Source organism: Variovorax sp. NFACC27, assembly GCF_048301545.1.
Taxonomy (GTDB): domain Bacteria; phylum Pseudomonadota; class Gammaproteobacteria; order Burkholderiales; family Burkholderiaceae_C; genus Variovorax; species Variovorax gossypii.
On sequence record NZ_CP157613.1, the window covers coordinates 3,603,040 to 3,625,485 of the forward strand.

A 22,446-nucleotide genomic window follows, 5' to 3' on the forward strand; every position below is an offset into this window, starting at 1 on the left:
AGTCAGTGCTTCGGCGCGAGGTGGCGGGCGAAGAAGGCCGTCACCTCGGCGTTGAATGCCTTGTGGAAGGCCGTGCGGTCGAAGCCGGGCGCGTCGCGGCAGATCTCGACCTTGGCCTCGATCTGAGCCTGCGAGCATGGCGCGAGAAAGCCGAAGTGCTCGGCCTTCTCGGCCACATGCCATTCGGGCGCCACGGGCAGGTTGCGGCGTACCGCGGCGACGCTCTCGGGCGTGACGCCGTCGCCGCCGTAGGCCGAGGCCCAGAGTTCGATCGGGATCTTCACGTTCTTCAGGCCCTGGGCGTCGAAGAGCATGCTGACTGGATCGGCGATCACGGCGACCTTGATGCGGGCGTCGTGCGTCAATGGCGTGGCGAGCAGTTCCTGGAAGCCCTGCTTCACCCATTCGCATGCCTTGCCTTCGGGCGCCGTTGCGCACGGGGATGAAGGCAGTGGCGGCAGCCGTTCGAAGTCCGGACGCGCTCCCGCGAGCACGAGGCCCGTGTAGCCGCCCCTCGAAAAACCGTAGAAGCCGATCTGGTTGGCCGCGATCCTGCCGTGCGCGGGCCACTTCTGGAGCATGTGGTCAATCAGCCGCTTGATGTCGGTGGTTCGCGTCGCCAGCGCGACGATCTTGTCGTCCGGGCCGCCGCGGAGCTGGAAGTTGTCTTGCGAATGGCTGATGGCAGCGACGATGAAGCCCGCTTCCGCAAGCGCCTGCGCCGTATCGTGATGGCCGAGGAAGGAGCCGCCGTAGCCGTGCGAGATCACGATCAGCGGCAAGCGGGCGGCTCCTGGCGGGAGCGGGCAGTCCCGCACTCCCTGGATCGTGGTGCGGCCGAGCTTGATCTCCCCGGCAGGCGCGGCGCAGGGCGTCCACACGGCACCCTGCATCGCCGGGCCTTCGCGGTCGGCAGGTATCTCGATGGTGCTGAAGCCGGCGGCCTGGGCGAGTGTGGCCGTGAGGCAGGCGGCGGCGAGGCAGATAGTGCGAAGGAGGCTCATGCGCGGCAGTGTGCTGCTCTTCGCCGCGGGCCGCTTAGCAGACTTTGCGGTGTTCGCGGGGACGGGGAGGCAGCGCGCTATGCTCTACGACTGTCAAAACATTGTTGCTCGCCTTCGAATGTCCTTGTCCCAAGCTTCTTCCTCCGCGCCTCAGGCCGCCGACGAATCCTGCGACGTGCTGGTCGTCGGCGGAGGCCCCGCCGGATCGACCGTCGCCGCGCTGCTGGCACGGCAGGGCCGCAAGGTGGTGCTGCTCGAGAAGGCACACCACCCGCGCTTTCACATCGGCGAATCGCTGCTGCCCGCGAACGTGGAGCTGTTCGAGAAGCTCGGCGTGCGCGACCAGGTCGAGAAGATCGGCATGCCCAAGTTCGGCATCGAGTTCGTCTCGCCCGAGCACGAGCACCGCAGCTATGTCGACTTCGCCGAGGGCCTGGACAAGTCGCTCGATTCTGCCTGGCAGGTGCGCCGTTCGGAGCTCGACGAACTCCTGTTCCGCAACGCGGCCACCTGCGGCGCGCAGGCCATCGAGGGCTGCAAGGTGCGCGACGTGGCCTTCGATGCCGACGGCGCCACGGTCAAGGCCGAGATGGACGATGGCGCGCGCCGCAGCTGGCGCGCCCGCTTCGTGGTCGACGCCACCGGCCGCGACACGCTGCTGGCCAACAAATTCCGCTGCAAGGAAAAGAACCCCGACCACAACAGCACCGCGCTCTTCGGCCACTTCACCAACGCCGAGCGGCTGGAGGGCAAGAAGGAAGGCAACATCAGCATCTGCTGGTTTCCTCACGGATGGTTCTGGTTCATTCCGCTGGCCGACGGTACCACCAGCGTGGGCGCCGTGTGCTGGCCGTACTACCTGAAGACGCGGGACAAGCCGCTCAAGGAGTTCTTCTACGACACCATCGCGACCTGCCCGGTGCTGGTGGACCGCCTGAAGAACGCCACGCTGGTCGACGACGCGGTGCATGCCACCGGCAACTTCTCGTACTCCAGCACGCACGCCACGGGCGACCGCTACCTGATGCTGGGCGACGCCTTCACCTTCATCGACCCGATGTTCTCCTCGGGCGTGTACCTCGCGATGCACAGCGCCTTCGACGGCGCCGAGCTGGTGGCGACCGCGCTCGACCGGCCGGCCGGGCTGGCGGCCGCGCGCAAGGGCTTCGAGGCCATGATGCGCAAGGGGCCGCGCGAGTACTCGTGGTTCATCTACCGCGTGACCAACCCCACCATCCGCGACATGTTCATGCACCCGGGCAACCCGTTCCGCGTGAAGGAAGGGTTGATGACGCTGCTGGCCGGCGACATCTACCGCGGCACGCCGTCGCGCGGGCCGATCGGCATGTTCAAGGTGCTGTACTACCTCATCTCCATCGGCAACATGCGTCGCACCTGGGAAGGCTGGAAGCGGCATCGCTTCAACATCCGCGACATGGGGATGCTGAAGGGCGAGACCATCCTCAAGTCGGACTGAGCGCCCGCACCAGTGAAACCGCGTGCGCGGTGCCCGGAGCAGGGCTGCTGAGCACGTCGATGCCTAGGTCGGCGAGCCTGTCGGCCACGGGAGCCATCGAGGCCTGGGCCAGCACCACGACGTCGGCCGCCTTCGCCGCCGCGCGGATCGAGAAAGCCAGCGTCTCGATGTAGAGCGCGTTGTTCCCGGCCTCGAAATGCCGCCATGCCTCCTCGACGAGCAGCATGGCGGGCCGCACGTCGACGCCGGCTTCCCGGGCGGCGGAAAGAATCAGTGCCCGTGTCGGCGCCAGCGTGCTTTCGAGCGCCGCGGCGATCAGCACGCGCGGCCCCGTGCGCACCGCGCGGTCGGCCATGGCCCGGTCGATGCGCAGCGCCCTGAATGCGTCGCCGGTGGGCGTGCGTTCGGCGATGGCGCCGATGGTCGAGCAGGTGCACACCACGACGCTTGCGCCGCCCGAGGCAGCTTCGCGCATGGCCTCATGAACGCGGGCGACGAGCCCGGCGTCGTCGACGCCGGCGATGCGTGCATCGGCCAGCAGGTCTTCACGCACGACGTGCCGCACGGGCAGCTCGGGTGCGACTGCGCCCACCAGCCGCTCGAAGGTCGGCACGTGCACCTGCGCCGTGTGCAGGAAGGCCAGCGCTTCTCTCACGACTGCGTCAGGCAGAGGCGGCAGTCTCGCGTGCGCGACGTGCCTCGTAGGCCTTCAGATGGACGTAGGCGGTGCGCAGCACGGTGGGCACCGTCGCGTTGCCTGGAGCGGCCCGGCCCAGCAGGTCGCCGACGATGTGATCGGCTTCGACCGCCGCGCCGCGCGCCATGTCCTTGTACATCGACGCCGTCATCGGCGAGCCGGCGGCCGTGATGATGGCGCGGCCGCGTTGCACGGCGGCGGCGCGCGGAGCAAAGCCGTTGTGGGCGGCGATGGCGCAGCACTCGTCGAAGATCGAGAGCGCCACGTCCTGTCCGCCGGCGGCCACGATGTCGCCGATGGATGCGTGCATCAGGCTGGTGAGGCCGGCCGCCGAGGCGATGAAGACCCATTTCTCCCACATGTCCTGCGCGATGTTCTCGCTGGCGGTGGCATCGAACTTCGCGCCGGCGAACTGCGCGGCGATGGCATCGACGCGGGCCGAGCGGCCGCCCGCGCGTTCGCCGAAGCTCAGGCCGTGCATGTCGTTGAGGTGCAGCACGCGGCCTTCGTCGTCGAGGGTGGCGGAGATCATGCACAGGCCGCCCAGCACGCGTTCGGCGCCGAAGCGTTCGGCCAGCCGGTCGATGTGGCTCATGCCGTTGAGCAAAGGCAGGATCACGGTGTCGGGGCCGACGGCCGGCGCGAAGGAATCCATCGTCGAGTCGAGGTCGTAGGCCTTGCTGCCGACCACGATCACGTCGTAGGGGCCGTCGATGTTGTCGGCGAGTACGTGCCTGGGGGCGGGCAGGTTCAGGTTGCCGAAGGGGCTCTGCACCACCAGTCCGGTCTTCGCGAGCTGTGCCGCGCGGCGCGGGCGAAGCAGGAAGGTGACGTCGCGTCCCGCCTCCAGCAGACGACCGCCGAAATAACCACCGAGTGCGCCGGCACCCACCACCAGAAATCTCATCGCGCTTCGCTCCTGTATCCGACAGTGAAAAAGATCGGCAGCGATGATGCCCGGGATCGCCGGCGCGTGCTTCAGCCCTGCGCCTTCTCCAGCAGCCGCCGGCGGGCAAAGGGCGAGAGGTCGAGCGTGCTCTCGCGGCCCAGCACATGATCCGCGATGGCGTCGCCCAGGCCGGCCGAGTGCTTGAAGCCGTGGCCCGAGCAGGCCGAGACGACGAGCAGGTTGGGCATGCCCTCGAGCGCGTCGATCACGAAGCGGCGATCGGGCGTCACGGTGTACATGCAGGCGCGGGCCTTCACTGCGCGACCGCCGATCTGCGGGAAGCGGCCGGCCACGCGTTCTCGGTACATGGCGGCGCTTTCTTCCGCGCTCACGCTGCGGTCGATGGTGTCGGGCGTGGTGGCGGCCACGTACTGTTCGGTCGCGACCTTGAGCGCGGGCTGCGACGCATCGGAGGCAGGGAAGCCGTACATGTAGTCTTCCGGCCCGTCGCCGAACATCCAGATGAAGATGGGGAAGCGCCCGGGCGCGAAGTCTGCGGTGGCGCTACCGGTGTCGAACCAGTGCATGACCTGGCGGTGCACGGAGAAATCGGCCTGCCAGTCGGTCCGGGCCTGCGCGCCCAGGAACGCCGGCAGCCATGCGCCGGCCGCGACGACGACGCGGTCGGCCGTGAAGCTCGCGCCGGCGGTGCGCACGCGCAGCGTGTCGCCGTTGCCCACGGGCTCGACGGCCTCCACGCGCTCGCCGGTGCGCGTCTGCGCACCCGAATCGCGGGCCACGGCCAGTTGGGCGCCGATGGCGTCCTCGGGCCGCACGAAGCCAGCCTCGTGCTCGAAGTAGCCGATCTCGTCGCCCTGCAGCTTGAACTGCGGAAAGCGCGCGCGGATGCCGGCAGCGTCGAGCACTTCGTGCGCGATGCCGAAGCGCTCGGCGCAGGCGATGGTGCGGCGCACGAAGTCGGACTTGCCGTGGTGCTCGGCGACGCGGTCGCGCGGCGCGAGGATCAGGCCGCCGGTGGTGGTCATGAGCGGCTTGCCGGTGCGCGCCTCGAGCTCGCGCCAGATGGCATGCGAGCGCTGCACGAAGGGCACGTATTCGTCGCCTTCGCCGACGGCCAGTCGCGTGATGCGCGAGTCGCCGTGCGAGGAACCCTGGTCGTGCGGCGGGGAGAACTGGTCGATGCCCAGCACGCGCGCGCCGCGCTGCGAGAGCTGGTAGAGCGTGGCGGCGCCGAGCGCGCCCAGGCCGACGACGATGACGTCGTAGTGGGGGGATGACTGAATCACTGATTCGTCCTGCGCTTCGATGAGGTTGGAGGAGCACAACATCTTGCCGCCGTTCGCCCGGGGCCGCATGAACTTTTCCAGAAAAGGTCTTGGGCGCTTCGCATAATCGCGTTCGTCATTTCCGACCCCTCATCAAAGGAGCTTCACCCATGGCCCAGACCCGCATCGCCGTCATCGTCGGCAGCCTGCGCAAGGATTCCTACAACCACAAGCTGGCCCTCGCGCTGGCGCACCTCGCGCCTTCGGACTTCACCTTCGAAACCCTGCGCATCGACGACCTGCCGCTGTACAACCAGGACGACGACGGCAACCAGGCTGCATCCGTGAAGCGCCTGAAGACGGAGATCGCGGCGGCCGACGGCCTGCTGTTCGTCACGCCCGAATACAACCGTTCCATTCCCGGCGTGCTGAAGAACGCCATCGACCATGCCTCGCGCCCCTACGGCCAGAGCGCCTGGGCGGGCAAGCCGGCCGGCGTGGTCGGCATCTCGGTCGGTGCCATCGGTACCGCGCTGGCGCAGCAGCACCTGCGCAACATCCTGGCGTATCTCGACGTGCCTACGCTGGGCGCGCCCGAAGTGTTCCTGCAGGCCAAGGAAGACCTGTTCGACGACAAGGGCCACATCGGCAACGAAGGCTCGAAGAAGTTCCTGCAGGGCTGGATGGACAAGTACGTGGCCTGGGTGAAGAGCCACGCTGCCTGACCGAACCCGGTTCGACCCGGACGCAAGAAAGCCGCCCATCGGGCGGCTTTCTTGTTCGCGCAGGAGCGCGTTCTTCAGGCTGCGATCGCCGCGTCGCGCTGGTTCGCGGCTTCGGCCGTCGCCACCAGGATGTCGGCGCGGGCCGATGCCAGGGCGCCGTTGCGGGCTTCATCGCCCATCGCCACGCCTTCGGCGCGAACGATGCGCACGTCGGTGATGCCGAAGAAGCCGAAGACTGCCTTGAGGTAGCTCTCCTGGTGTTCCATGGCCTGGCCGCCTTCGCTGGTCGAGTAGACGCCGCCGCGGCTGGAGGCCACGATGATGGTCTTGCCGCCGGCCAAGCCCACGGGGCCCTTGTCGGTGTACTTGAAGGTGCGGCCGACCTGGCCGAGGCGGTCGATCCAGGCCTTCAGCTGCGTCGGGATCGAGAAGTTGTAGAACGGCGTGCCGATGACGACCACGTCCGAGGCCAGGAACTGGCTCACGAGCTTTTCGGACAGGGCGTTCTCGCGCACCTGGGCTTCGGTGGGCTGGGCTTGCACGCCGATCTTGATGCCCAGTGCGTCGGCGCCGAAGTGCGGCGGGGTGTCGACGGCCAGGTCGAGGTATTCGACGGCGGTGTCGGGGTGGGCGGCGCGCCATGCGGTCACGACTTCGGCCGAGAGCAGGCGCGAGGTCGAGTTGGTGCCGAGGATGCTGGAGTCGATGTGGAGCAGCTTCATTTCAATCAATCACTTTCTGTGTTGGCTGTCGGCGCTCAATGTGGCCGGCGGATGTGGGAATTCTATTTTTCGACCGAGTGGGTGATAAGTAGCCAAAATTTGCCTACATCGTTCCATCTGCAGGACAATGACTGCCATGCAAGACCTCAACGACATGGTTTTCTTCGCCGAAGTGGCCGAGCGCGGCGGCTTCGCAGCCGCCAGCCGGGCAATGGGCATTCCCAAGTCGCGCCTCTCGCGCCGCGTGGCGGAGCTGGAAGAGCGCCTCGGGGTGCAGCTCATGCAGCGCAGCACCCGGCGCCTGTCGCTCACGCCGGCCGGCGAGATCTACCTGAGGCACGCCTCCGCCATGCGCGACGCGGCGCAGGCGGCGGCCGAGGCGGTGGCCCAGGTGCAGACCGAGCCCAGCGGGCTGGTGCGGCTGAGCTGCCCCGTCACCATCGCGCACAGCGGACTGGCGCAGCTGATGCCGGTGTTCATGGAGCGCTACCCGGCGGTGCGCATCGACATGAAGGTGATCAACCGGCCGGTCGACCTGATCGAGGAGGGCATCGACATCGCCCTGCGGGTGCGTCCCGCCATCGAGGACAGCACGGTGCTGGTGGCCAAGACCTTCGGCTACAGCCGCGGCGTGCTGGTGGCGAGCCCGGCGCTGCTGGCGCGGCATGGCCCGGTGCAGACGGTGGCCGACCTGGCGAAGCTGCCCACGGCGGCCATGTCGGTCAACGGGGAAGGGCGCAGCGACTGGCGGCTGGAAGGCCCCGGCGGCGAGAGCCTCGTCCACTCGCACACGCCCCTGTACGTGGCGGACGACCTCGCCACGCTGCAGTTCGGCGCGCTGGGCGGCATCGGGGCGACCATGCTGCCCGACTACATGTGCCGCGCCGACGTGGAGGCCGGCCGGCTGGTGCGGCTGCTGCCGGGCTGGGGCCCCCCGCCGGTGGTCGCGCACATGGTGTTCCCGGCGCGGCGGGCGCTGGTGCCGGCGGTGCGCAAGCTGATCGACTTCCTGATGGAACACCTGCAGAGCGCGGACATGCGGATGTTCTAGCTCCGGGCCCGCCACGGGGCTGGGCGGCCTCGTTATGCGGAAAACGTCATATCCAAACAAGCAGATATTCGTTTGGCATTGAAGCAAGGGTTCGCACAATCCGGGACTCTCATCCAATCCAGGAGCGACCATGGCTACTCTGCGTCTCGGCGACACCGCCCCCAATTTCACCCAGGATTCGAGCGAAGGCCCCATCGACTTCTACCAGTGGGCCGGCGATTCGTGGATCGTGTTCTTCTCGCATCCCGCCGACTTCACCCCCGTGTGCACCACGGAACTCGGCAAGACCGCCGCGCTGTCGGGCGAATTCGCCAAGCGCGGCGTGAAGCCCATCGCGCTGAGCGTCGACCCGGCCACCAAGCACAAGGAATGGATCGGCGACATCAACGACACGCAGAACACCACGGTCAACTTCCCCATCATCGCGGACGCCGACCGCAAGGTGGCCGACCTGTACGACCTGATCCACCCGAACGCCTCGGCCACGGCCACCGTCCGCAGCGTGTTCATCATCGACCCGAAGAAGGTGATCCGAACCACCATCACCTATCCGGCCTCCACCGGCCGCAACTTCGACGAGATCCTGCGCGTCATCGACTCGCTGCAGCTCACCGACAGCCACAAGGTCGCCACGCCCGTGAACTGGAAGGACGGCGACGACGTGGTCATCATCCCGGCCATCCAGGATCCGGCCGAGCTGGCGGAGCGCTTCCCCAAGGGCTTCAAGGCCGTGCGCCCGTACCTGCGCATCACGCCGCAGCCGAACAAGTAAGCGGGCAGGGCGGCTCAGTCATGCAGACGCGTGTTGTCATCGTGCCGGGGTGGCGCGACTCCGGGCCCGGCCACTGGCAGAGCCTGTGGGAGGAGCGCATTCCGGGCGCGGCGCGCGTGGTGCAGGACGACTGGGCCTCGCCCAAGCGCGAAGCCTGGGTCTCGACATTGGCGAAGCTGGTGCTGGAGAGCGACGGCCCGGTGGTGATCGCGGCGCACAGCCTGGGCTGCATCGCCACGGCCCACCTGCCGCCCGAGGCCGCGGCCCGCATCCAGGGCGCGCTGCTGGTCGCACCCGCCGACCCCGAGCGCCGCGCCGTGCTCTCCGATTTCGCTCCCGTGCCGTATGCCGCGCTGCCGTACCGCAGCATCGTGGTGGCCAGCAGCAACGACCCGTACTGTCCGATCCGACTGGCGGGCGCGTATTCGCGCGCCTGGGGCAGCGAGTTCGTGCGGATGCAGAATGCTGGCCACATCAACATCGACTCGGGACACGGGGACTGGCCGCTGGGCCTTGCCCTGCTCCAGTCGCTGACCGACGAGCCCGCCGCATGGTCGGCGGGCCGTGAATTTTCAGAAAACCTGGCAACCACATGACTTCCAGAATCAAGACCTTCGTCGCCGTGCTCGCGCTGGCGTCCTCCGCACTCGCCGGCAGCACCGCCTTCGCACAAGGCACCGGGCTGCTGAACGCCTCCTACGACGTGGCCCGCGAGTTCTACAAGGACTACAACGCGGCCTTCGTGGCGCACTACAAGAAGGCCACCGGCAAGGACGTGAAGATCGACCAGTCGCACGGCGGCTCCAGCGCGCAGGCCCGCGCGGTGGCGGACGGCCTCGACGCCGACGTGGTCACGATGAACACCTCCACCGACATCGACTTCCTCGCCAACGCCGGCGTGGTCGCGAAGGACTGGAACAAGAAATTCCCCGAGAACGCAGCGCCGACCACGTCGACCATGCTGTTCCTGGTTCGCAACGGCAATCCCAAGGGCATCAAGGACTGGGACGACCTGGTCAAGCCAGGCGTGCAGGTCGTGATCGTCAACCCCAAGACCGGCGGCAACGGCCGCTACGCCTACCTGGCTGCCTGGGGCTACATCAAGAAGAAGGGCGGCACCGACGCCCAGGCCGCAGAGTTCGTCGGCAAGCTGTTCAAGAACGTGCCGGTGCTGGCACGCGGCGGCCGCGACGCGACCACCGCCTTCCTGCAGCGCAACATCGGCGACGCGCTGATCACCTTCGAGTCGGAAGTGGTCTCCATCGACCGCGAATTCGGCACCGGCAAGGTCGACTCGGTCTACCCCTCGATCAGCATCGTGGCCGAGAACCCGGTGGCCGTGGTCGAGCGCACCGTCAACAAGAAGGGCACCGGCGAACTCGCCAAGGCGTATCTCGACTGGCTGTACTCCGAGGAAGCCCAGGAAATCGCCGCCAAGCACGCGCTGCGTCCGCGCTCGCAGACGGTGCTCAAGAAGTACGCCTCGACCTTCAAGCCGCTGCAGCTCTTCACGGTGCAGGAACTCTTCGGCAGCCTCGGCGAAGCGCAGAAGGTGCACTTCAACGACGGCGGCCAGTTCGACAAGCTGTACACCCCCGGCGGAAAGTAAATGAGCGGCGCTGTCACTTCGGCGCTCCCGTCGGCGGGAGCGCCTTTTTCTCGTGCCAACCGGGCAGGGGGCGCCAAGCGCGTACTGCCCGGTTTCCACATCACGCTCGGCTTCTCGATCCTCTACCTGAGCCTGATCGTGCTGATCCCGCTGTCGGCGCTGGTCTTCAAGACCTTCACGCTGAGCTGGGAGCAGTTCTGGGTGGCTGTGACCGCACCTCGCGTGATGGCCTCGTACCGCCTGACCTTCGGTGCCTCGCTGATCGCCGCCATCGTGAACGCGGTGTTCGGCCTGCTGGTGGCCTGGGTGCTGGTGCGCTACAAGTTTCCGGGCAAGCGCATCGTCGACGCGCTGGTCGACCTGCCGTTCGCGCTGCCGACTGCCGTGGCCGGCATTTCGCTGACCGCGCTGCTCGCGGGCAACGGATGGGTCGGGCAGCTGCTCGAGCCGCACGGCATCAAGCTGGCGTTCACGCCGGCGGGCGTTGTGATCGCGCTGATCTTCATCGGGCTGCCCTTCGTGGTGCGCACGGTGCAGCCGGTGCTCGAGGACGCCGAGAAAGAGCTTGAAGAGGCAGCCACCTCGCTGGGCGCGACGCGGCTGCAGACCTTCACCAAGGTGATCTTCCCGTCCATCGCTCCGGCGCTGCTGACCGGCTTTGCCATGGCCTTCGCGCGTGCCATCGGCGAGTACGGCTCGGTGATCTTCATCGCCGGCAACATGCCGATGATCTCGGAGATCACGCCGCTCATCATCATCGGCAAGCTGGAGCAGTACGACTACGCGGGTGCCACCGCGGTCGCGCTGGTGATGCTGGTCATTTCCTTCTTGCTGCTGCTGGTCATCAACGGCCTGCAGGCCTGGCAGCGTCGCCGTTCGGGAAGCTGACATGAGTGCCCCTTCCAAAGTCGTTCGCCGCGCCCAGGCCGGCACCACCGAAGCCGCCTGGGTGCGCTGGCTGCTCATCGGCCTCGCGCTCGGGTTCATGTTCCTGTTCCTCGTGCTGCCGCTGGCCGCCGTGGCGACCGAGGCGCTGCGCAAGGGCGTCACCGCGTACATCGATGCGTTGAAGGAGCCCGATGCTTGGAGCGCCATCCGCCTCACGCTGATCACGGCCGCCATCGCCGTGCCGATGAACCTGGTGTTCGGCGTGGCCGGCGCCTGGGCCATCGCCAAGTTCGAGTTCCGCGGCAAGGCGCTGCTCACCACGCTGGTCGACCTGCCGTTCGCGGTGTCGCCGGTGGTGGCGGGCCTGATCTACGTGCTGGTGTTCGGCGCGCAGGGCTGGCTCGGTCCGTGGCTCGCCGAGCACGACATCAAGATCATCTTCGCCGTGCCCGGCATCGTCCTGGCGACCGTGTTCGTGACCTTCCCGTTCATCGCGCGCGAGCTCGTGCCGCTGATGCAGGCGCAGGGCACCGACGAGGAGCAGGCCGCCATCGTGCTCGGCGCGACCGGCTGGCAGACCTTCTGGCGCGTGACGCTGCCCAACATCAAGTGGGGCCTGCTGTACGGCGTGATCCTGTGCAACGCGCGCGCCATGGGCGAGTTCGGCGCGGTGTCGGTGGTGTCGGGCCACATCCGCGGCCAGACCAACACCATGCCGCTGCACGTGGAAGTGCTCTACAACGAATACCAGTCGGTGGCCGCCTTCGCGGTGGCTTCGCTGCTGGCGATCCTGGCGCTGGTCACGCTGGTGATCAAGTCGGTGATCGAATGGCGCCACGAGCGCGAGATGAAGGCCATTGCCGAGCTGCCCCCCGAGCGTCCGCCGGAAGCCTCCGCGGCCTGAGTGAACGAGAAAGAACAGAAGTCATGAGCATCGAAATCCGCAACATCAGCAAGCAGTTCGGCGACTTTCGCGCGCTGCGCGACGTGAGCCTCGACGTCGATTCGGGCGAACTCGTCGCGCTGCTCGGCCCCTCGGGCTGCGGCAAGACCACGCTGCTGCGCATCATCGCGGGGCTGGAGACGGCCGACACCGGCAGCATCCTGTTCTCGGGCGAGGACACCACCGACGTGCACGTGCGCGAGCGGCAGGTGGGCTTCGTGTTCCAGCACTACGCGCTGTTCCGCCACATGACCGTGTTCGAGAACGTGGCCTTCGGCCTGCGCGTGAAGCCGCGCAAGGAGCGACCGAGCGACGCCCAGATCAGGCAGAAGGTGACCGACCTGCTCAAGCTGGTGCAGCTCGACTGGCTGGCCGACCGCTACCCGTCGCAGCTTTCTGGCGGCCAGCGCCAGCGCATCGCGCTGGCCCGCGCGCTGGCGGTGGAGCCCAAGGTGCTGCTGCTGGACGAACCCTTCGGCGCGCTCGACGCCAAGGTGCGCAAGGAACTGCGCCGCTGGCTGCGCCGGCTGCACGACGAGCTGCACGTCACTTCCATCTTCGTCACGCACGACCAGGAAGAGGCGCTCGAGGTGGCCGACCGCGTGGTGGTCATCAACAAGGGTCAGATCGAGCAGGTCGGCTCGCCGCAGGAAGTGTGGGACCAGCCCGCGAGCCCGTTCGTCTACGGCTTCCTGGGCGACGTGAACCTGTTCCACGGCCGTGCCGACAACGGCGCGGTGCAGCTGGACGGCATGCGCCTGGACTCGCCCGAGCACAGCGGCGCGCGCGACGCCAAGGCACGCGCCTACGTGCGCCCGCATGACATCGACGTGACACGCTACGTGAACGGCGCCTCGGGCATCGTCGCCACGCTGTCGCGCGCGATCGTCGTCGGACCCATCGCGCGGCTGGAACTTGAGCCCGCGGAATCGAATCCAGATAATCCGGGCTCCGGAACCATCATCGAAGCGCAACTCCCTGCGCAACAGTTCCGCGATCTGGGCTTGAAGGAAGGCGACACTGTCGTCGCCAATCCGCGCAAGGCCAGAGTGTTCGTAGAAGAAGATTGGGTATCTCCTTGATCGATTGGTACTTCGGCGCGCCGCGCCGCGCGTTCGGGCTGATCTGCCTTGCCTGCGTCCTGATGCTGGCCTTCGGGCTCTACCTGCAGCACGTGGTCGGGCTCGAGCCCTGTCCCATGTGCATCGTCCAGCGCTATGCGCTGGTGCTGGTGGCGCTGTTCACCGGGCTGGCCGGAGCGTTCCGCAACGTGGGGCTGCGGGTCGTGGGCGGTGTGCTGGCGCTGCTGGCCGCGCTGGGCGGTGCCTACACGGCGGCCTCGCAGAGCTGGCTGCAGTGGTATCCGCCCGAAGTCGTTTCCTGCGGGCGCGACCTCTACGGGATGATAGAGACCTTCCCGCTGAAGCGCGCTCTGCCGATGATCTTCCGCGGCGGCGGCGACTGCTCGAAGATCGACTGGTCGCTGTTCGGCCTGACGCTGGCGAACTGGTCGTTCATCGCGTTCGTGGTGCTGTCGCTGCTGCTGATCACGCTGCTGCTTCGCTCACGCCGCGCGCGCTGAGCTTCTTCTTCAGCTCTTTCGAAGCCGCCCCCGTTCGAGGGCGGCTTTTTCACGTCGCAAGGTTCAGTTGAACCAGCCCTGGCCGGAGAAGCCGCAAGCCATTTCTTCCAGCAGGCTGCGCCAGTACCAGCGGCTCGAGCAGCTGTTGACCATGGCGGTATTCACGGGCTGAGCCTTCTCGGGCTCGGCGGCGGGCGCAACGAGGCTCAGCAGGTCTTGCTGGGCCGAGACTTCTTCCATCCCGATCTTCGAGGCGGGCGTGCCGACGCTGGCGACGATGCCCGTCGTCTGCAGCATGTCGCTGTCCTGCGGCATGTGGGCCGCGCTCGCCGCGCCGCTGAAAGCCAGCAGCGTTGCAATTGCACCGGCCAGTGCTGCATTGCGCAGCAGCGTGTTCGACTGTTTGAATTTCATGGTTGTTTCCCCTTAATTGAATGCGTCGAAAAAGAGATGCCCCGGCCGCAAAAAAGATATTCGCGGACCATTGGCATCTGCTGTCGTGGGCGGCCTGCAATGCGCTGCCCAATTGCGAATGTAGGGGTGCAATTCGCGTGCAGACAGTGCCTAAAGTCACGATCTGGCCGGGGCAGGAATCGCTGTGCGTCCGCTTGTAAGAGGATGGTGTCAATACACAGCGCGGGTCTTTAAAAGCCCTTCAGCAAACACAGCTAGGATTGTGCGAAAACCCACGCAGCTCCTTTTCTTTTTCGGCGTCGAATTCCTCGAGCGAAACAATCTGCCCCTGGCGCCTTCATTCTTTTTCTTTGCATGCCCAATAACCCGCCCCGGCGATCGCGCAAATACCTGATCGGCATTGCCGTTTTCATCGTGCTGGCCGTCATTGCCTCTTCGTTGTTGAGCCCGGCGAAGAAGAGCGAATACCTCACATCCACCGTGCAGCGCACCGATCTCGAGAACGCGGTGCTCGCCACCGGCGTGCTGCAGGCGCTCAAGCAGGTCGAGGTGGGCGCGCAGGTGAGCGGCCAGCTCAAGTCGCTGAAGGTGGTGCTCGGGCAGACGGTGAAAAAGGGCGACTGGCTCGCCGAGATCGACCCCGTCATCTCGCAGAACACCCTGGCGCAGGAGCAGGCCAAGCTCGACAACCTGCAGGCGCAGAAGCTGGCGAAGGAAGTGCGCGTCAAGCAGGCGCAGCTCACATGGACGCGGCAGCAGGAAATGCTCGCGCAGGACGCGGCCGCGAAGCAGGACATGGAAAGCGCCGACGCCGAGCTGCGAGCGCTGCGCGCCGATGCTGTATCGCTGGAAGCGCAGATCCGCCAGCAGAAGCTGGCCGTGGCCTCGGCGCAGCAGAACCTCTCTTACACGCGCATCGTCGCGCCTATCGACGGCGACGTGGTCTCCATCAGCACGCTCGAGGGCCAGACCGTGGTCGCCGCCTTCCAGGTGCCCACGCTGATGAAGCTGGCCGACCTGTCGACCATGACCGTCAAGGCGCAGGTGTCCGAAGCCGACGTGGTGCGGGTGAAGCCGGGTCAGCCCGTGTACTTCACCATCCTCGGCGACCCCGACAAGCGCTATCACGGCACGCTGCGCGCGGTGCAGCCTTCGCCCGAGAAGATCAACAACGCCGTGTTCTTCAACGCGCTGTTCGACGTGCCCAACCCAGACCGCACGCTGCGCGTGGACATGACGGCGCAGGTCGCCATCCTGCTGGGCGAAGCGAAGCAGGCGCTGACCGTGCCGCTGACGGCGCTCGGCGAGCGCGACAAGGACGGTCGCCAGGAAGTGCGCGTGCTCAAGGCCGACCAGACCGTGGAAAAGCGCAAGGTGCGCGTCGGCATTTCGAACAACTTCCAGGCCCAGGTTCTCGAAGGCCTGAAGGAAGGCGACAACGTCATCACCGGCGATGCCTCCGCGGTGCCTGAGCGCGGCGAGACGGGCGACAACGGTGGCGGCGGACGGGGCAAGCGCTGATGACGCAGGAGCCGAAGAAGCCACTGCTGACCCTGCGCGGCATCGGCCGCAGCTTTCCCTCGGGCGAGCAGGAAGTGCAAGTGCTCAAGGACGTGAACCTCGACATCGGCAACGGCGAAATGCTGGCCATCGTCGGCGCCTCGGGTTCGGGCAAGTCGACGCTGATGAACATCCTCGGCTGCCTCGACAGACCGAGCACCGGCACCTACACCGTCTCGGGCCAGGACGTGGGTGCGCTCGACAGCGACGCGCTGGCCGAGCTGCGCCGCGAGCATTTCGGCTTCATCTTCCAGCGCTACCACCTGATGCAGCACCTGACGGCCACCGGCAACGTCGAGGTGCCCGCCGTGTACGCCGGCACCGACGGCCAGGCACGCGACTCGCGCGCGCGCCAGCTGCTCGCGCGGCTGGGGCTGGGCGACCGCACCGAGCACCGGCCCAGCCAGCTCTCGGGCGGCCAGCAGCAGCGCGTGAGCATCGCGCGTGCGCTCATGAACGGCGGGCAGGTGATCCTGGCCGACGAGCCTACCGGCGCGCTCGACAGCCGCAGCGGGCAGGAGGTGATCGGCATCCTGCGCGAACTCCACGCGCAGGGGCACACGATCATCATCGTGACGCACGACATGCAGGTGGCGAGCTGCACCGAGCGCATCATCGAGATCGCCGACGGCGTGATCGTGGGCGACCGCCCCAACGTGCCGACCGTGGCGGCGCCAGCGCAGGCGGCGCAAGCTGATACTGCAGCCCCCACGGCGATGACGAGGCCCAGGCTGGGCATCGCGCGCTTCAGCACCGGCTGGGCCCGCTTCGCCGAGGCCTTCCGCATGGCCTGGCGCTCGATGATGGCGCACCGCATGCGCACTGCGCTCACCATGCTGGGCATCATCATCGGCATCACCTCGGTGGTGTCGATCGCGGCCATCGGGGAGGGCGCCAAGCGCTATGTGCTGTCGGACATCCGCGCCATCGGCACCAATACGCTCGACGTGTATCCGGGCCGCGACTTCGGCGACGACAAGGCCACGAGCATCCGCACGCTCATACCTTCGGACCTCGACGCCATCACGGTGCAGCCCTACGTGCACAGCGTGACGCCCACCACTTCGCGCAGCCTGCGGCTGCGCTACCGCAGCGTCGACATCAACGGCACGGTGAACGGCGTGAGCGACAGTTTCTTCCGCGTGCGCGACATGCAGATGGCCAGCGGCGCGGCCTTCACCGCCTCCGACGTGCGCCATCAGTCGCAGGTGGTGGTGATCGACCAGAACACGAAGCGCAAGCTGTTTCCCGACGGCACCGAGCCGGTGGGCAAGATCATCCTGGTGGGCAGCCTGCCGTGCACGGTGATCGGCGTGGCGCAGGAGAAGAAGACGGTGTTCGGCGACGGCAACAAGTCGCTCAACATCTGGCTGCCCTACAGCACCGGCGCGAGCCGTCTCTTCGGGCAGCAGCACTTCGACAACATCACGGTGCGCATCCGCGACGACCAGCCGACCAAGGCGGCGGAGGACAGCATCGTCAAGCTGCTCACGCTGCGCCACGGCACCAAGGATTTCTTCACCTTCAACATGGACAGCATCGTCAAGACGGCGGAGCGCACCAGCCAGTCGCTCACGCTGCTGCTGTCGCTCATCGCGGTGATCTCGCTGGTGGTGGGCGGCATCGGCGTGATGAACATCATGCTGGTGTCGGTGACCGAGCGCACGCGCGAGATCGGCATCCGCATGGCGGTGGGTGCGCGCCAGAGCGACGTGCTGCAGCAGTTCCTGACCGAGGCGGTGCTGGTGTGCCTGGTGGGCGGCCTGATCGGGGTGACGCTCTCGTACGGCATCAGCTTCCTCTTCTCGCTTCTCGTCAAGCAATGGCAAATGATCTTTTCAATCGGCGCCGTGGTTTCGGCGTTTCTCTGCGCGTCGCTGATCGGCGTGCTGTTCGGCTACCTGCCGGCGCGCAATGCGGCGCGGCTGGACCCCATCGAGGCATTGGCTCGTGAGTAGGGCGCGTCTTCTTCCGTCGGCGGTGGCGGCGGCCGTGTTGCTGCTGGGCGGGTGCACCCTGTTCAAGCCGGAGCAGCGTGCGCAGCGCCCGCTGGAGATTCCTCAGGGCTGGCAGCAGTCGGCCGGCCCGGGCAGCGCGGCCGCGATGCTGTCCTCCGGCTGGTGGAAGGCTTTCAACGATCCGCAGCTCGACCAGTTGATCGACAACGCGCTGCGCACCAACAACAACCTGGCCGTGGCGGGCATCCGCGTGCAGCGTGCGCAGCTGCAGGCCGGGCTGGCGAACACGAACCTCGCGCCGAGCGTGGTCGGGCAGGCCAACACCAGCCGCAGCTACGACCTGAAGCGTGGCGGCGTGGCCGGCTCCGCGTCGAGTTCGCTGGTGACGCTGAGCTACGAGCTCGACCTGTGGGGCCGGCTCTCGGCGGTGCGCAGCGCCGCCGAATGGGAACTGAAGGCTACCGAATCCGACCGCCAGGCCGCCGCGCTGGCCTTGATCGGCACCACGGCGGGCGCCTACTGGCAGACCGGCTACCTGAACCAGCGCATCGCGCTGAGCGAGGCGGGCATGGAAGACGGCCGGCGCATCCTCGCGCTGGCGCGGGTCAAGTACGCGGCGGGTGCGGTGTCGGGGTTGGACGTGGCGCAGGCCGGCCAGAACCTCGCCACGCAGGAGGCCGCGCACACGCAGTTGCTGCAGCAGCGCGTGGAGGCGCGCAACGCGCTGGCGATCATCTTCGACCAGCCGCCGGAGCAGATGGCCGCCGAGCCGACGCAGCTGCCCGACACCGCCTTGCCCGTCATCGATGCCGGCGTGCCCGCGAGCCTGCTGGGTCGCCGCCCGGACCTGCGTGCCGCCGAGCAGAGGCTGCGCAGCGCATTGGCGAACGTCGACGCCACGCGCACCGGCTTCTATCCGGCGCTGAGCCTGACGGGCTCGCTGGGCACCTCGAGCACCGCGCTGGGCGAGCTGCTGAAGAACCCCGTGGGCACGCTGGGCGCAGGGCTGACGCTGCCGTTCCTGCAATGGAACACCGCGCGCCTGACCGTGGCGGTGTCGCAGACGCAGTACGAAGAGGCGGTGGTGGGCTTCCGGCAGTCGCTCTATACGGCCTTGTCGGAGGTCGAGAACGCGCTCTCGTCGCGTGCGCAGCTTCGCGCCGAAAGCGAAAAGCTGGCACTGGCGCTGCAGGAGGCGCAGCGTGCCGAGCGCCTGTCGGAGGTGCGATACCGCGCGGGTGCGACCGCGCTGCAGCCGGTGCTCGATGCGAAGGACAGGCGCCGCACGGCGGAGGTGTCGCTGGCCCAGAACCGGCTGAACCAGCTCAACGCGACGATGACGCTCTACAAGGCGCTGGGCGGCGCGGCCGAGGCGTCATAGCGCATCTGCACCCTCTCCCTCTGGGGGAGGGAACAAGGCATCAGTCCTGGAACGGCGGCTTCTTCGCCAGCTTGCGGAACAGCAGCAAGGGCAGCCGGAGGACGAATTCGATCATCAGCCGCGCGTGCATCCAGGTGAGCAGCACGTTGTCGCGGCCGTAGCGGAAGTGCGAGACGCCGCCTTCCTCCGCCGTGAGGTATTTCACCGGCGCGTCGATGTTCACCGGCTTGACGCCGCGCCATGCCAGCCGCACGACAGCCTCGGTGTCGAAGTCGAAGCGCCGCATCCAGGGCTGGCGTTCCATCACCGCGATCAGGTCGGCCACGGGATACACGCGAAAGCCGTAGAGCGAGTCGCCGACGCCCGCGAACAGGGTCTCGAGCTGCGTCCAGCCGTTCGATACGCGCCGTCCGCGCACGCGCAGCAGCGGCGCGCTGGCGTCGAACACCGGGCGGCCGAGCACCATGGTTTCGGGGCGCCGCAGCGAGGAGCTCATGAAGGCGGGGATCAGGTCCGCCGGATGCTGGCCGTCGGAGTCCATCGTCAGCGCGTGGGTGAAGCCGGCTTCCTTCGCGGCGCGCAGGCCGTGCAGCACGGCCGAGCCCTTGCCCTGGTTCTGCGGTAGCACCCAAACGCGCAGGCCCGGGTCGCCCTCGGCCATCTGCTGCAGGCGCTCGCCGGTGCCGTCGTCGCTGCCGTCGATCACCACCCATACCGGGTTCCACTGCGCGCGCGCGGCGGCGACCGTGGAGAACAGGCGCTCGCCGGTGTTGTAGCTCGGGATCAGGACAAGGTGTGTGCGCGAGGCGTCTGGCATTCGGGGGACGCGTCGGTGGCGCGCTGCTCCATGTTTTGTCGGAAGTATTGTTCGAGTTCGGCCTGCAGCACGTCGCTGTCCTGCGTGGGCGCGAAGCGCTTGCCCAGCCGCAGCCTGAAGACGATGGGCAGCGGCGGCACGCGCCACAGCGGCCAGCCCTTGGCGAGGTAGGGCGAGTCGGTGTCGATGAACACCGTTTGAATGGGCGCCTGCGCCAGCTTGGCGATCAGCGTGGTGCCGGGGCGGAACGGGTTGAGCGGCGGCGTCACCGTGCGCGTGCCCTCGGGAAAGATCACCAGTTGCCCGCCGTTGCGCAGGTCGTTCACCGCCAGGCGAACCATCGTGCGCGCCGACTTGTTGCTGATGTAGCGCGCCAGCCGGGCGCCCGCGCCCAGGAAGATGTTGCCCATCAGGTCGGCCTTCATGATGCAGGCGCTGCGCGGCAACCGCGCCACAAGCAGCAGCGCGTCGAGCATGGTCGGGTGGTTGGCCACGAAGATCACGCCGGGCTCCTTGCGCATCGGGTCGAGGCAGGTGGCGTCGATGCGCATCATGCCGGTCACCGAGGCCAGCCACCAGAACATGCGGTAGGCGAAGGCGATGGTCATGCGGCCCAGCGTGCGCGCGGGCCCCGCCGGCATCACCGGATGGATGAGCATGGCGAAGAGGTTCCAGACCAGGGAGATCAGGCCGAGGAACAGCAGCAACGCGTAGAGCATCAACGCGAGCGGAATCGATGTGAGAAGTCTCAGCACGCGGGTCATTGGATCGGTAGGTCGGGCGAGGCGCGGTCGGACGACGACCGGTCAGGCCCGCAGTTCACCGGCCGCGACCGTGTGGGCCTCGATCTCGACCAGCAGGTCGCTGCGGCAGATGTCGGCTTCGAGGTACACGGCATGGCGCGCCATCGGCGCATCGGCGCCGAGCGCGCCTTCGAGGATGCCGCGCACCGTCTCGGTGTCGGACGGATGCCGCACGTAGACCACGCAGTCGAGCTCGGCCAGCGAGAACTTCGCGCTGCAGCGTTCGTTGGCGGCGGCTATCACCGCCTGCAGGTTGCGCAGGGTCTCGCGCGTTTGCTCCTGCACGTCGCCGTGGTGCACGGTCTCGTGGCCCACGATGCTCGCAGTGCCGGAGATGAAGAGGGCGATGTTGCCGTCGCCGATGTCCGCCAGCGCGGCGCGCGAGAAGGTCGGCGAGCGCGGGCCGTAGGTTTCGGGATAGCGGTAGGCCGAGACCTGCCGGGGGTTCTCGACCGGCAGCGGCGCGCGCTGACCGGCCAGGAAGCGGATCGACAGCGCGCCCTGGTGAATGCCCAGCGCGCAGGCGGCCGGGGCCCCCTCGAAGGCGGCGCGGCCTGCTTCGAGGAAGGCTTCCTGCCGCCCGAGGTTGAACTGGCGGTAGCGCTCCAGCCCGCCGCCGTCGGCGTTGATCTGTGGCAGGTAGTTCCAGATGCGCTGCAGGTGCGGCGTGCCGGCCTGGTCGAGCGTCTTGAACAGGTCGCGATAGGCGCGGTGCGCGAGTTCGGCCAGGCCCTGCTTCTCGGCGGCTTCGTCGAGGTCGATGGCGCCGAGCAGCCAGTGCCCGTCGGTGCGCCAGCGCGCGATACCGGTGGTGCCCGACCTGACGTGCGAGCCGTTGCTCACGTGCCAGACGTCGGCCATGGCGCCGGTGGCCGACAGCACGCGTGCGTTGACGGTCGGCATCCATGCCACGCCGTGCGGCGTGCCGTAGCCGAGCGCGGCGAAGGGGGCCTTGCCGCCAGCAGCCAGCGCCAGGCTGGCGGGCAGCGAAAGGCGCTCGACGCGCAGATGGGAAGTGGAGGTTTCGTCCTGAGCTGGCACTGTCAACTGGCCTCGACGGTGTGTTCTGGTTTGGTGGCGGTGTAGACCGAGAAGACGCCGAGGCTCGTGTGCCGGCGCACGTCGCGCAAGCCCGCGGCGGCCAGCGCCTGCATCACCCGCTCGGGAGGAATGCAGGCCTCGATCGTGTCCCAGTAATAACGCCACAGTTCGGATGTGTTGCGCTGGCGGCCGATCACGCGGGCGATCAGCGGCACCACGGCGCGCATGTAGCCCCTGAGCAGCGCCGTCGCGACGCGGCCCTCGGGCTTGGTGATCTCGAGCACCGCCACGCGCCCGCCGGGGCGCAGCACGCGGTGGAATTCGGAGAAGGCGGCGGCCACGTCGCTGATGTGGCGCATGGCATAGCCCATGCTCACGAAGTCGCAGCTGGCGTCGGGCCGGGGCAGGGCCTCGGCCACGCCGCGCACCAGCTCGACGCCGGGCAGCCTGACCTGGCTCATCATGCCGGCGCTGGGGTCGACGCCGACGAGCTGGCCCATCGAGCCGATGAGCTTCAGCGCCTCGCGCGCGACCAGCCCGGTGCCGATGCCCACGTCGAGCACCTGCATGCCCGCCGAGAGCCCGGCCTGCTGCAGTGCCGCACGGCGGTACGAGGGGCCCGTGCCCAGGGCCAGCACGCTTTCGATGCGGTCGTAGTCGGCCGCCGTGCTGTCGAAGATGCGCCTCAGGAACGCCTGATGCTCCGCCTCGGTGCTGTAGTACAGCGGCAAGGGTGCGTGCGGTGGCAGGGCGTCGGGATTCCCGGGCCCGACGGAAGGCGATGGCGTCATCGAACAATTATCACCAAAAGCATTGAGCCGAATTCC

The 22,446-nt window shown here is 67.7% G+C and carries 23 protein-coding genes; 13 read left to right on the forward strand and 10 right to left on the reverse strand.

Features of this window, described 5'->3' with window-relative positions; genetic code table 11:
• Positions 1–2: 2 nt before the first annotated feature.
• Positions 3–1,004: an alpha/beta hydrolase family protein gene (locus ABL840_RS16910; protein WP_093302770.1), complete on the reverse strand. Its 1,002-nt coding sequence runs from the start codon at positions 1,002–1,004 to the stop codon at positions 3–5.
• Positions 1,005–1,122: 118 nt separating this feature from the next.
• Here ABL840_RS16910 and ABL840_RS16915 point away from each other — a divergent pair, with 118 nt between their 5' ends.
• Positions 1,123–2,481 (forward strand): FAD-dependent oxidoreductase, encoded by a 1,359-nt coding sequence (locus tag ABL840_RS16915; protein ID WP_093302772.1) that lies wholly within the window; start codon positions 1,123–1,125, stop codon positions 2,479–2,481.
• Here ABL840_RS16915 and ABL840_RS16920 read toward each other — a convergent pair.
• From ABL840_RS16920 to solA, 3 genes are all read right to left on the reverse strand, one after another.
• Positions 2,468–3,136 (reverse strand): Asp/Glu/hydantoin racemase, encoded by a 669-nt coding sequence (locus ABL840_RS16920; protein WP_093302775.1) that lies wholly within the window; start codon positions 3,134–3,136, stop codon positions 2,468–2,470. The genes ABL840_RS16915 and ABL840_RS16920 overlap by 14 nt on opposite strands.
• A 7-nt stretch (positions 3,137–3,143) precedes the next feature.
• On the reverse strand, positions 3,144–4,085 hold the full coding sequence (gene panE / locus ABL840_RS16925) for a 2-dehydropantoate 2-reductase (protein WP_093302777.1): 942 nt from the start codon (positions 4,083–4,085) through the stop codon (positions 3,144–3,146).
• Positions 4,086–4,156: 71 nt separating this feature from the next.
• Entirely contained in the window at positions 4,157–5,374 is a 1,218-nt protein-coding gene (solA, locus tag ABL840_RS16930) for an N-methyl-L-tryptophan oxidase (RefSeq protein WP_093303283.1), read from the reverse strand.
• Between the two features lie 149 nt (positions 5,375–5,523).
• Here solA and ABL840_RS16935 point away from each other — a divergent pair, with 149 nt between their 5' ends.
• On the forward strand, positions 5,524–6,078 hold the full coding sequence (locus ABL840_RS16935; protein WP_093302779.1) for an NADPH-dependent FMN reductase: 555 nt from the start codon (positions 5,524–5,526) through the stop codon (positions 6,076–6,078).
• A 74-nt stretch (positions 6,079–6,152) separates the two neighbouring features.
• Here the strand turns inward: ABL840_RS16935 and ABL840_RS16940 are convergent, their stop codons facing one another.
• The gene (locus ABL840_RS16940; protein WP_093195389.1) at positions 6,153–6,800 is read right to left on the reverse strand and encodes an FMN-dependent NADH-azoreductase; all 648 of its coding nucleotides are present in this window, start codon (positions 6,798–6,800) and stop codon (positions 6,153–6,155) included.
• A 136-nt stretch (positions 6,801–6,936) separates the two neighbouring features.
• Between ABL840_RS16940 and ABL840_RS16945 the strand changes: the two genes are divergently transcribed.
• The 8 genes from ABL840_RS16945 to ABL840_RS16980 all read left to right on the forward strand — a co-directional run bounded on the left by ABL840_RS16945 (position 6,937) and on the right by ABL840_RS16980 (position 13,645).
• Complete coding sequence (locus ABL840_RS16945) at positions 6,937–7,851, forward strand: LysR family transcriptional regulator (protein ID WP_093302782.1); 915 nt, start codon at positions 6,937–6,939, stop codon at positions 7,849–7,851.
• A 130-nt stretch (positions 7,852–7,981) separates the two neighbouring features.
• The gene (locus ABL840_RS16950) at positions 7,982–8,623 is read left to right on the forward strand and encodes a peroxiredoxin (protein WP_093195388.1); all 642 of its coding nucleotides are present in this window, start codon (positions 7,982–7,984) and stop codon (positions 8,621–8,623) included.
• A 20-nt stretch (positions 8,624–8,643) separates the two neighbouring features.
• A complete protein-coding gene (locus ABL840_RS16955; protein ID WP_093195387.1) occupies positions 8,644–9,219 on the forward strand; it encodes an RBBP9/YdeN family alpha/beta hydrolase in 576 nt (191 codons plus the stop codon).
• Positions 9,216–10,232 carry a sulfate ABC transporter substrate-binding protein gene (locus ABL840_RS16960; RefSeq protein WP_093195386.1) on the forward strand — a complete coding sequence of 339 codons (1,017 nt, stop codon included), beginning with the start codon at positions 9,216–9,218 and terminating at the stop codon, positions 10,230–10,232. The genes ABL840_RS16955 and ABL840_RS16960 overlap by 4 nt, the downstream gene beginning before the upstream one ends.
• Positions 10,233–11,120, forward strand: a complete 888-nt coding sequence (gene cysT, locus ABL840_RS16965; RefSeq protein ID WP_093302784.1) for a sulfate ABC transporter permease subunit CysT — start codon at positions 10,233–10,235, stop codon at positions 11,118–11,120.
• A gap of 1 nt (position 11,121) precedes the next feature.
• Entirely contained in the window at positions 11,122–12,024 is a 903-nt protein-coding gene (cysW, locus tag ABL840_RS16970) for a sulfate ABC transporter permease subunit CysW (RefSeq protein WP_093195384.1), read from the forward strand.
• Positions 12,025–12,047: 23 nt separating this feature from the next.
• A complete protein-coding gene (locus ABL840_RS16975) occupies positions 12,048–13,145 on the forward strand; it encodes a sulfate/molybdate ABC transporter ATP-binding protein (protein ID WP_093195383.1) in 1,098 nt (365 codons plus the stop codon).
• Positions 13,142–13,645, forward strand: coding sequence for a disulfide bond formation protein B (locus ABL840_RS16980; RefSeq protein ID WP_093195382.1), 504 nt, complete (start codon positions 13,142–13,144; stop codon positions 13,643–13,645). Before ABL840_RS16975 ends, ABL840_RS16980 begins: the two co-directional genes overlap by 4 nt.
• 63 nt (positions 13,646–13,708) lie before the next feature.
• Here ABL840_RS16980 and ABL840_RS16985 read toward each other — a convergent pair whose 3' ends face one another.
• Positions 13,709–14,059, reverse strand: coding sequence for a hypothetical protein (locus ABL840_RS16985; protein ID WP_093195381.1), 351 nt, complete (start codon positions 14,057–14,059; stop codon positions 13,709–13,711).
• Between the two features lie 354 nt (positions 14,060–14,413).
• Between ABL840_RS16985 and macA the strand changes: the two genes are divergently transcribed.
• From macA to ABL840_RS17000, 3 genes are read left to right on the forward strand one after another with little or no spacing between them, the layout of a single operon-like run.
• On the forward strand, positions 14,414–15,580 hold the full coding sequence (gene macA, locus ABL840_RS16990) for a macrolide transporter subunit MacA (RefSeq protein WP_093302786.1): 1,167 nt from the start codon (positions 14,414–14,416) through the stop codon (positions 15,578–15,580).
• Positions 15,580–17,577, forward strand: coding sequence for a macrolide ABC transporter ATP-binding protein/permease MacB (macB, locus tag ABL840_RS16995; RefSeq protein WP_093302787.1), 1,998 nt, complete (start codon positions 15,580–15,582; stop codon positions 17,575–17,577). Before macA ends, macB begins: the two co-directional genes overlap by 1 nt.
• Entirely contained in the window at positions 17,534–18,958 is a 1,425-nt protein-coding gene (locus ABL840_RS17000) for an efflux transporter outer membrane subunit (RefSeq protein ID WP_176947494.1), read from the forward strand. Before macB ends, ABL840_RS17000 begins: the two co-directional genes overlap by 44 nt.
• A gap of 40 nt (positions 18,959–18,998) precedes the next feature.
• Here ABL840_RS17000 and ABL840_RS17005 read toward each other — a convergent pair whose 3' ends face one another.
• The 4 genes from ABL840_RS17005 to ABL840_RS17020 are packed head-to-tail and all read right to left on the reverse strand — an operon-like array spanning position 18,999 to position 22,410.
• Entirely contained in the window at positions 18,999–19,775 is a 777-nt protein-coding gene (locus tag ABL840_RS17005; protein WP_093302793.1) for a glycosyltransferase family 2 protein, read from the reverse strand.
• Positions 19,742–20,539 (reverse strand): lysophospholipid acyltransferase family protein, encoded by a 798-nt coding sequence (locus ABL840_RS17010; RefSeq protein WP_093195377.1) that lies wholly within the window; start codon positions 20,537–20,539, stop codon positions 19,742–19,744. Before ABL840_RS17010 ends, ABL840_RS17005 begins: the two co-directional genes overlap by 34 nt.
• 42 nt (positions 20,540–20,581) lie before the next feature.
• Positions 20,582–21,619 carry a Rid family hydrolase gene (locus ABL840_RS17015; RefSeq protein WP_093195376.1) on the reverse strand — a complete coding sequence of 346 codons (1,038 nt, stop codon included), beginning with the start codon at positions 21,617–21,619 and terminating at the stop codon, positions 20,582–20,584.
• Positions 21,620–21,621: 2 nt separating this feature from the next.
• A complete protein-coding gene (locus ABL840_RS17020; protein ID WP_093302796.1) occupies positions 21,622–22,410 on the reverse strand; it encodes a class I SAM-dependent methyltransferase in 789 nt (262 codons plus the stop codon).
• Positions 22,411–22,446 lie beyond the last annotated feature (36 nt).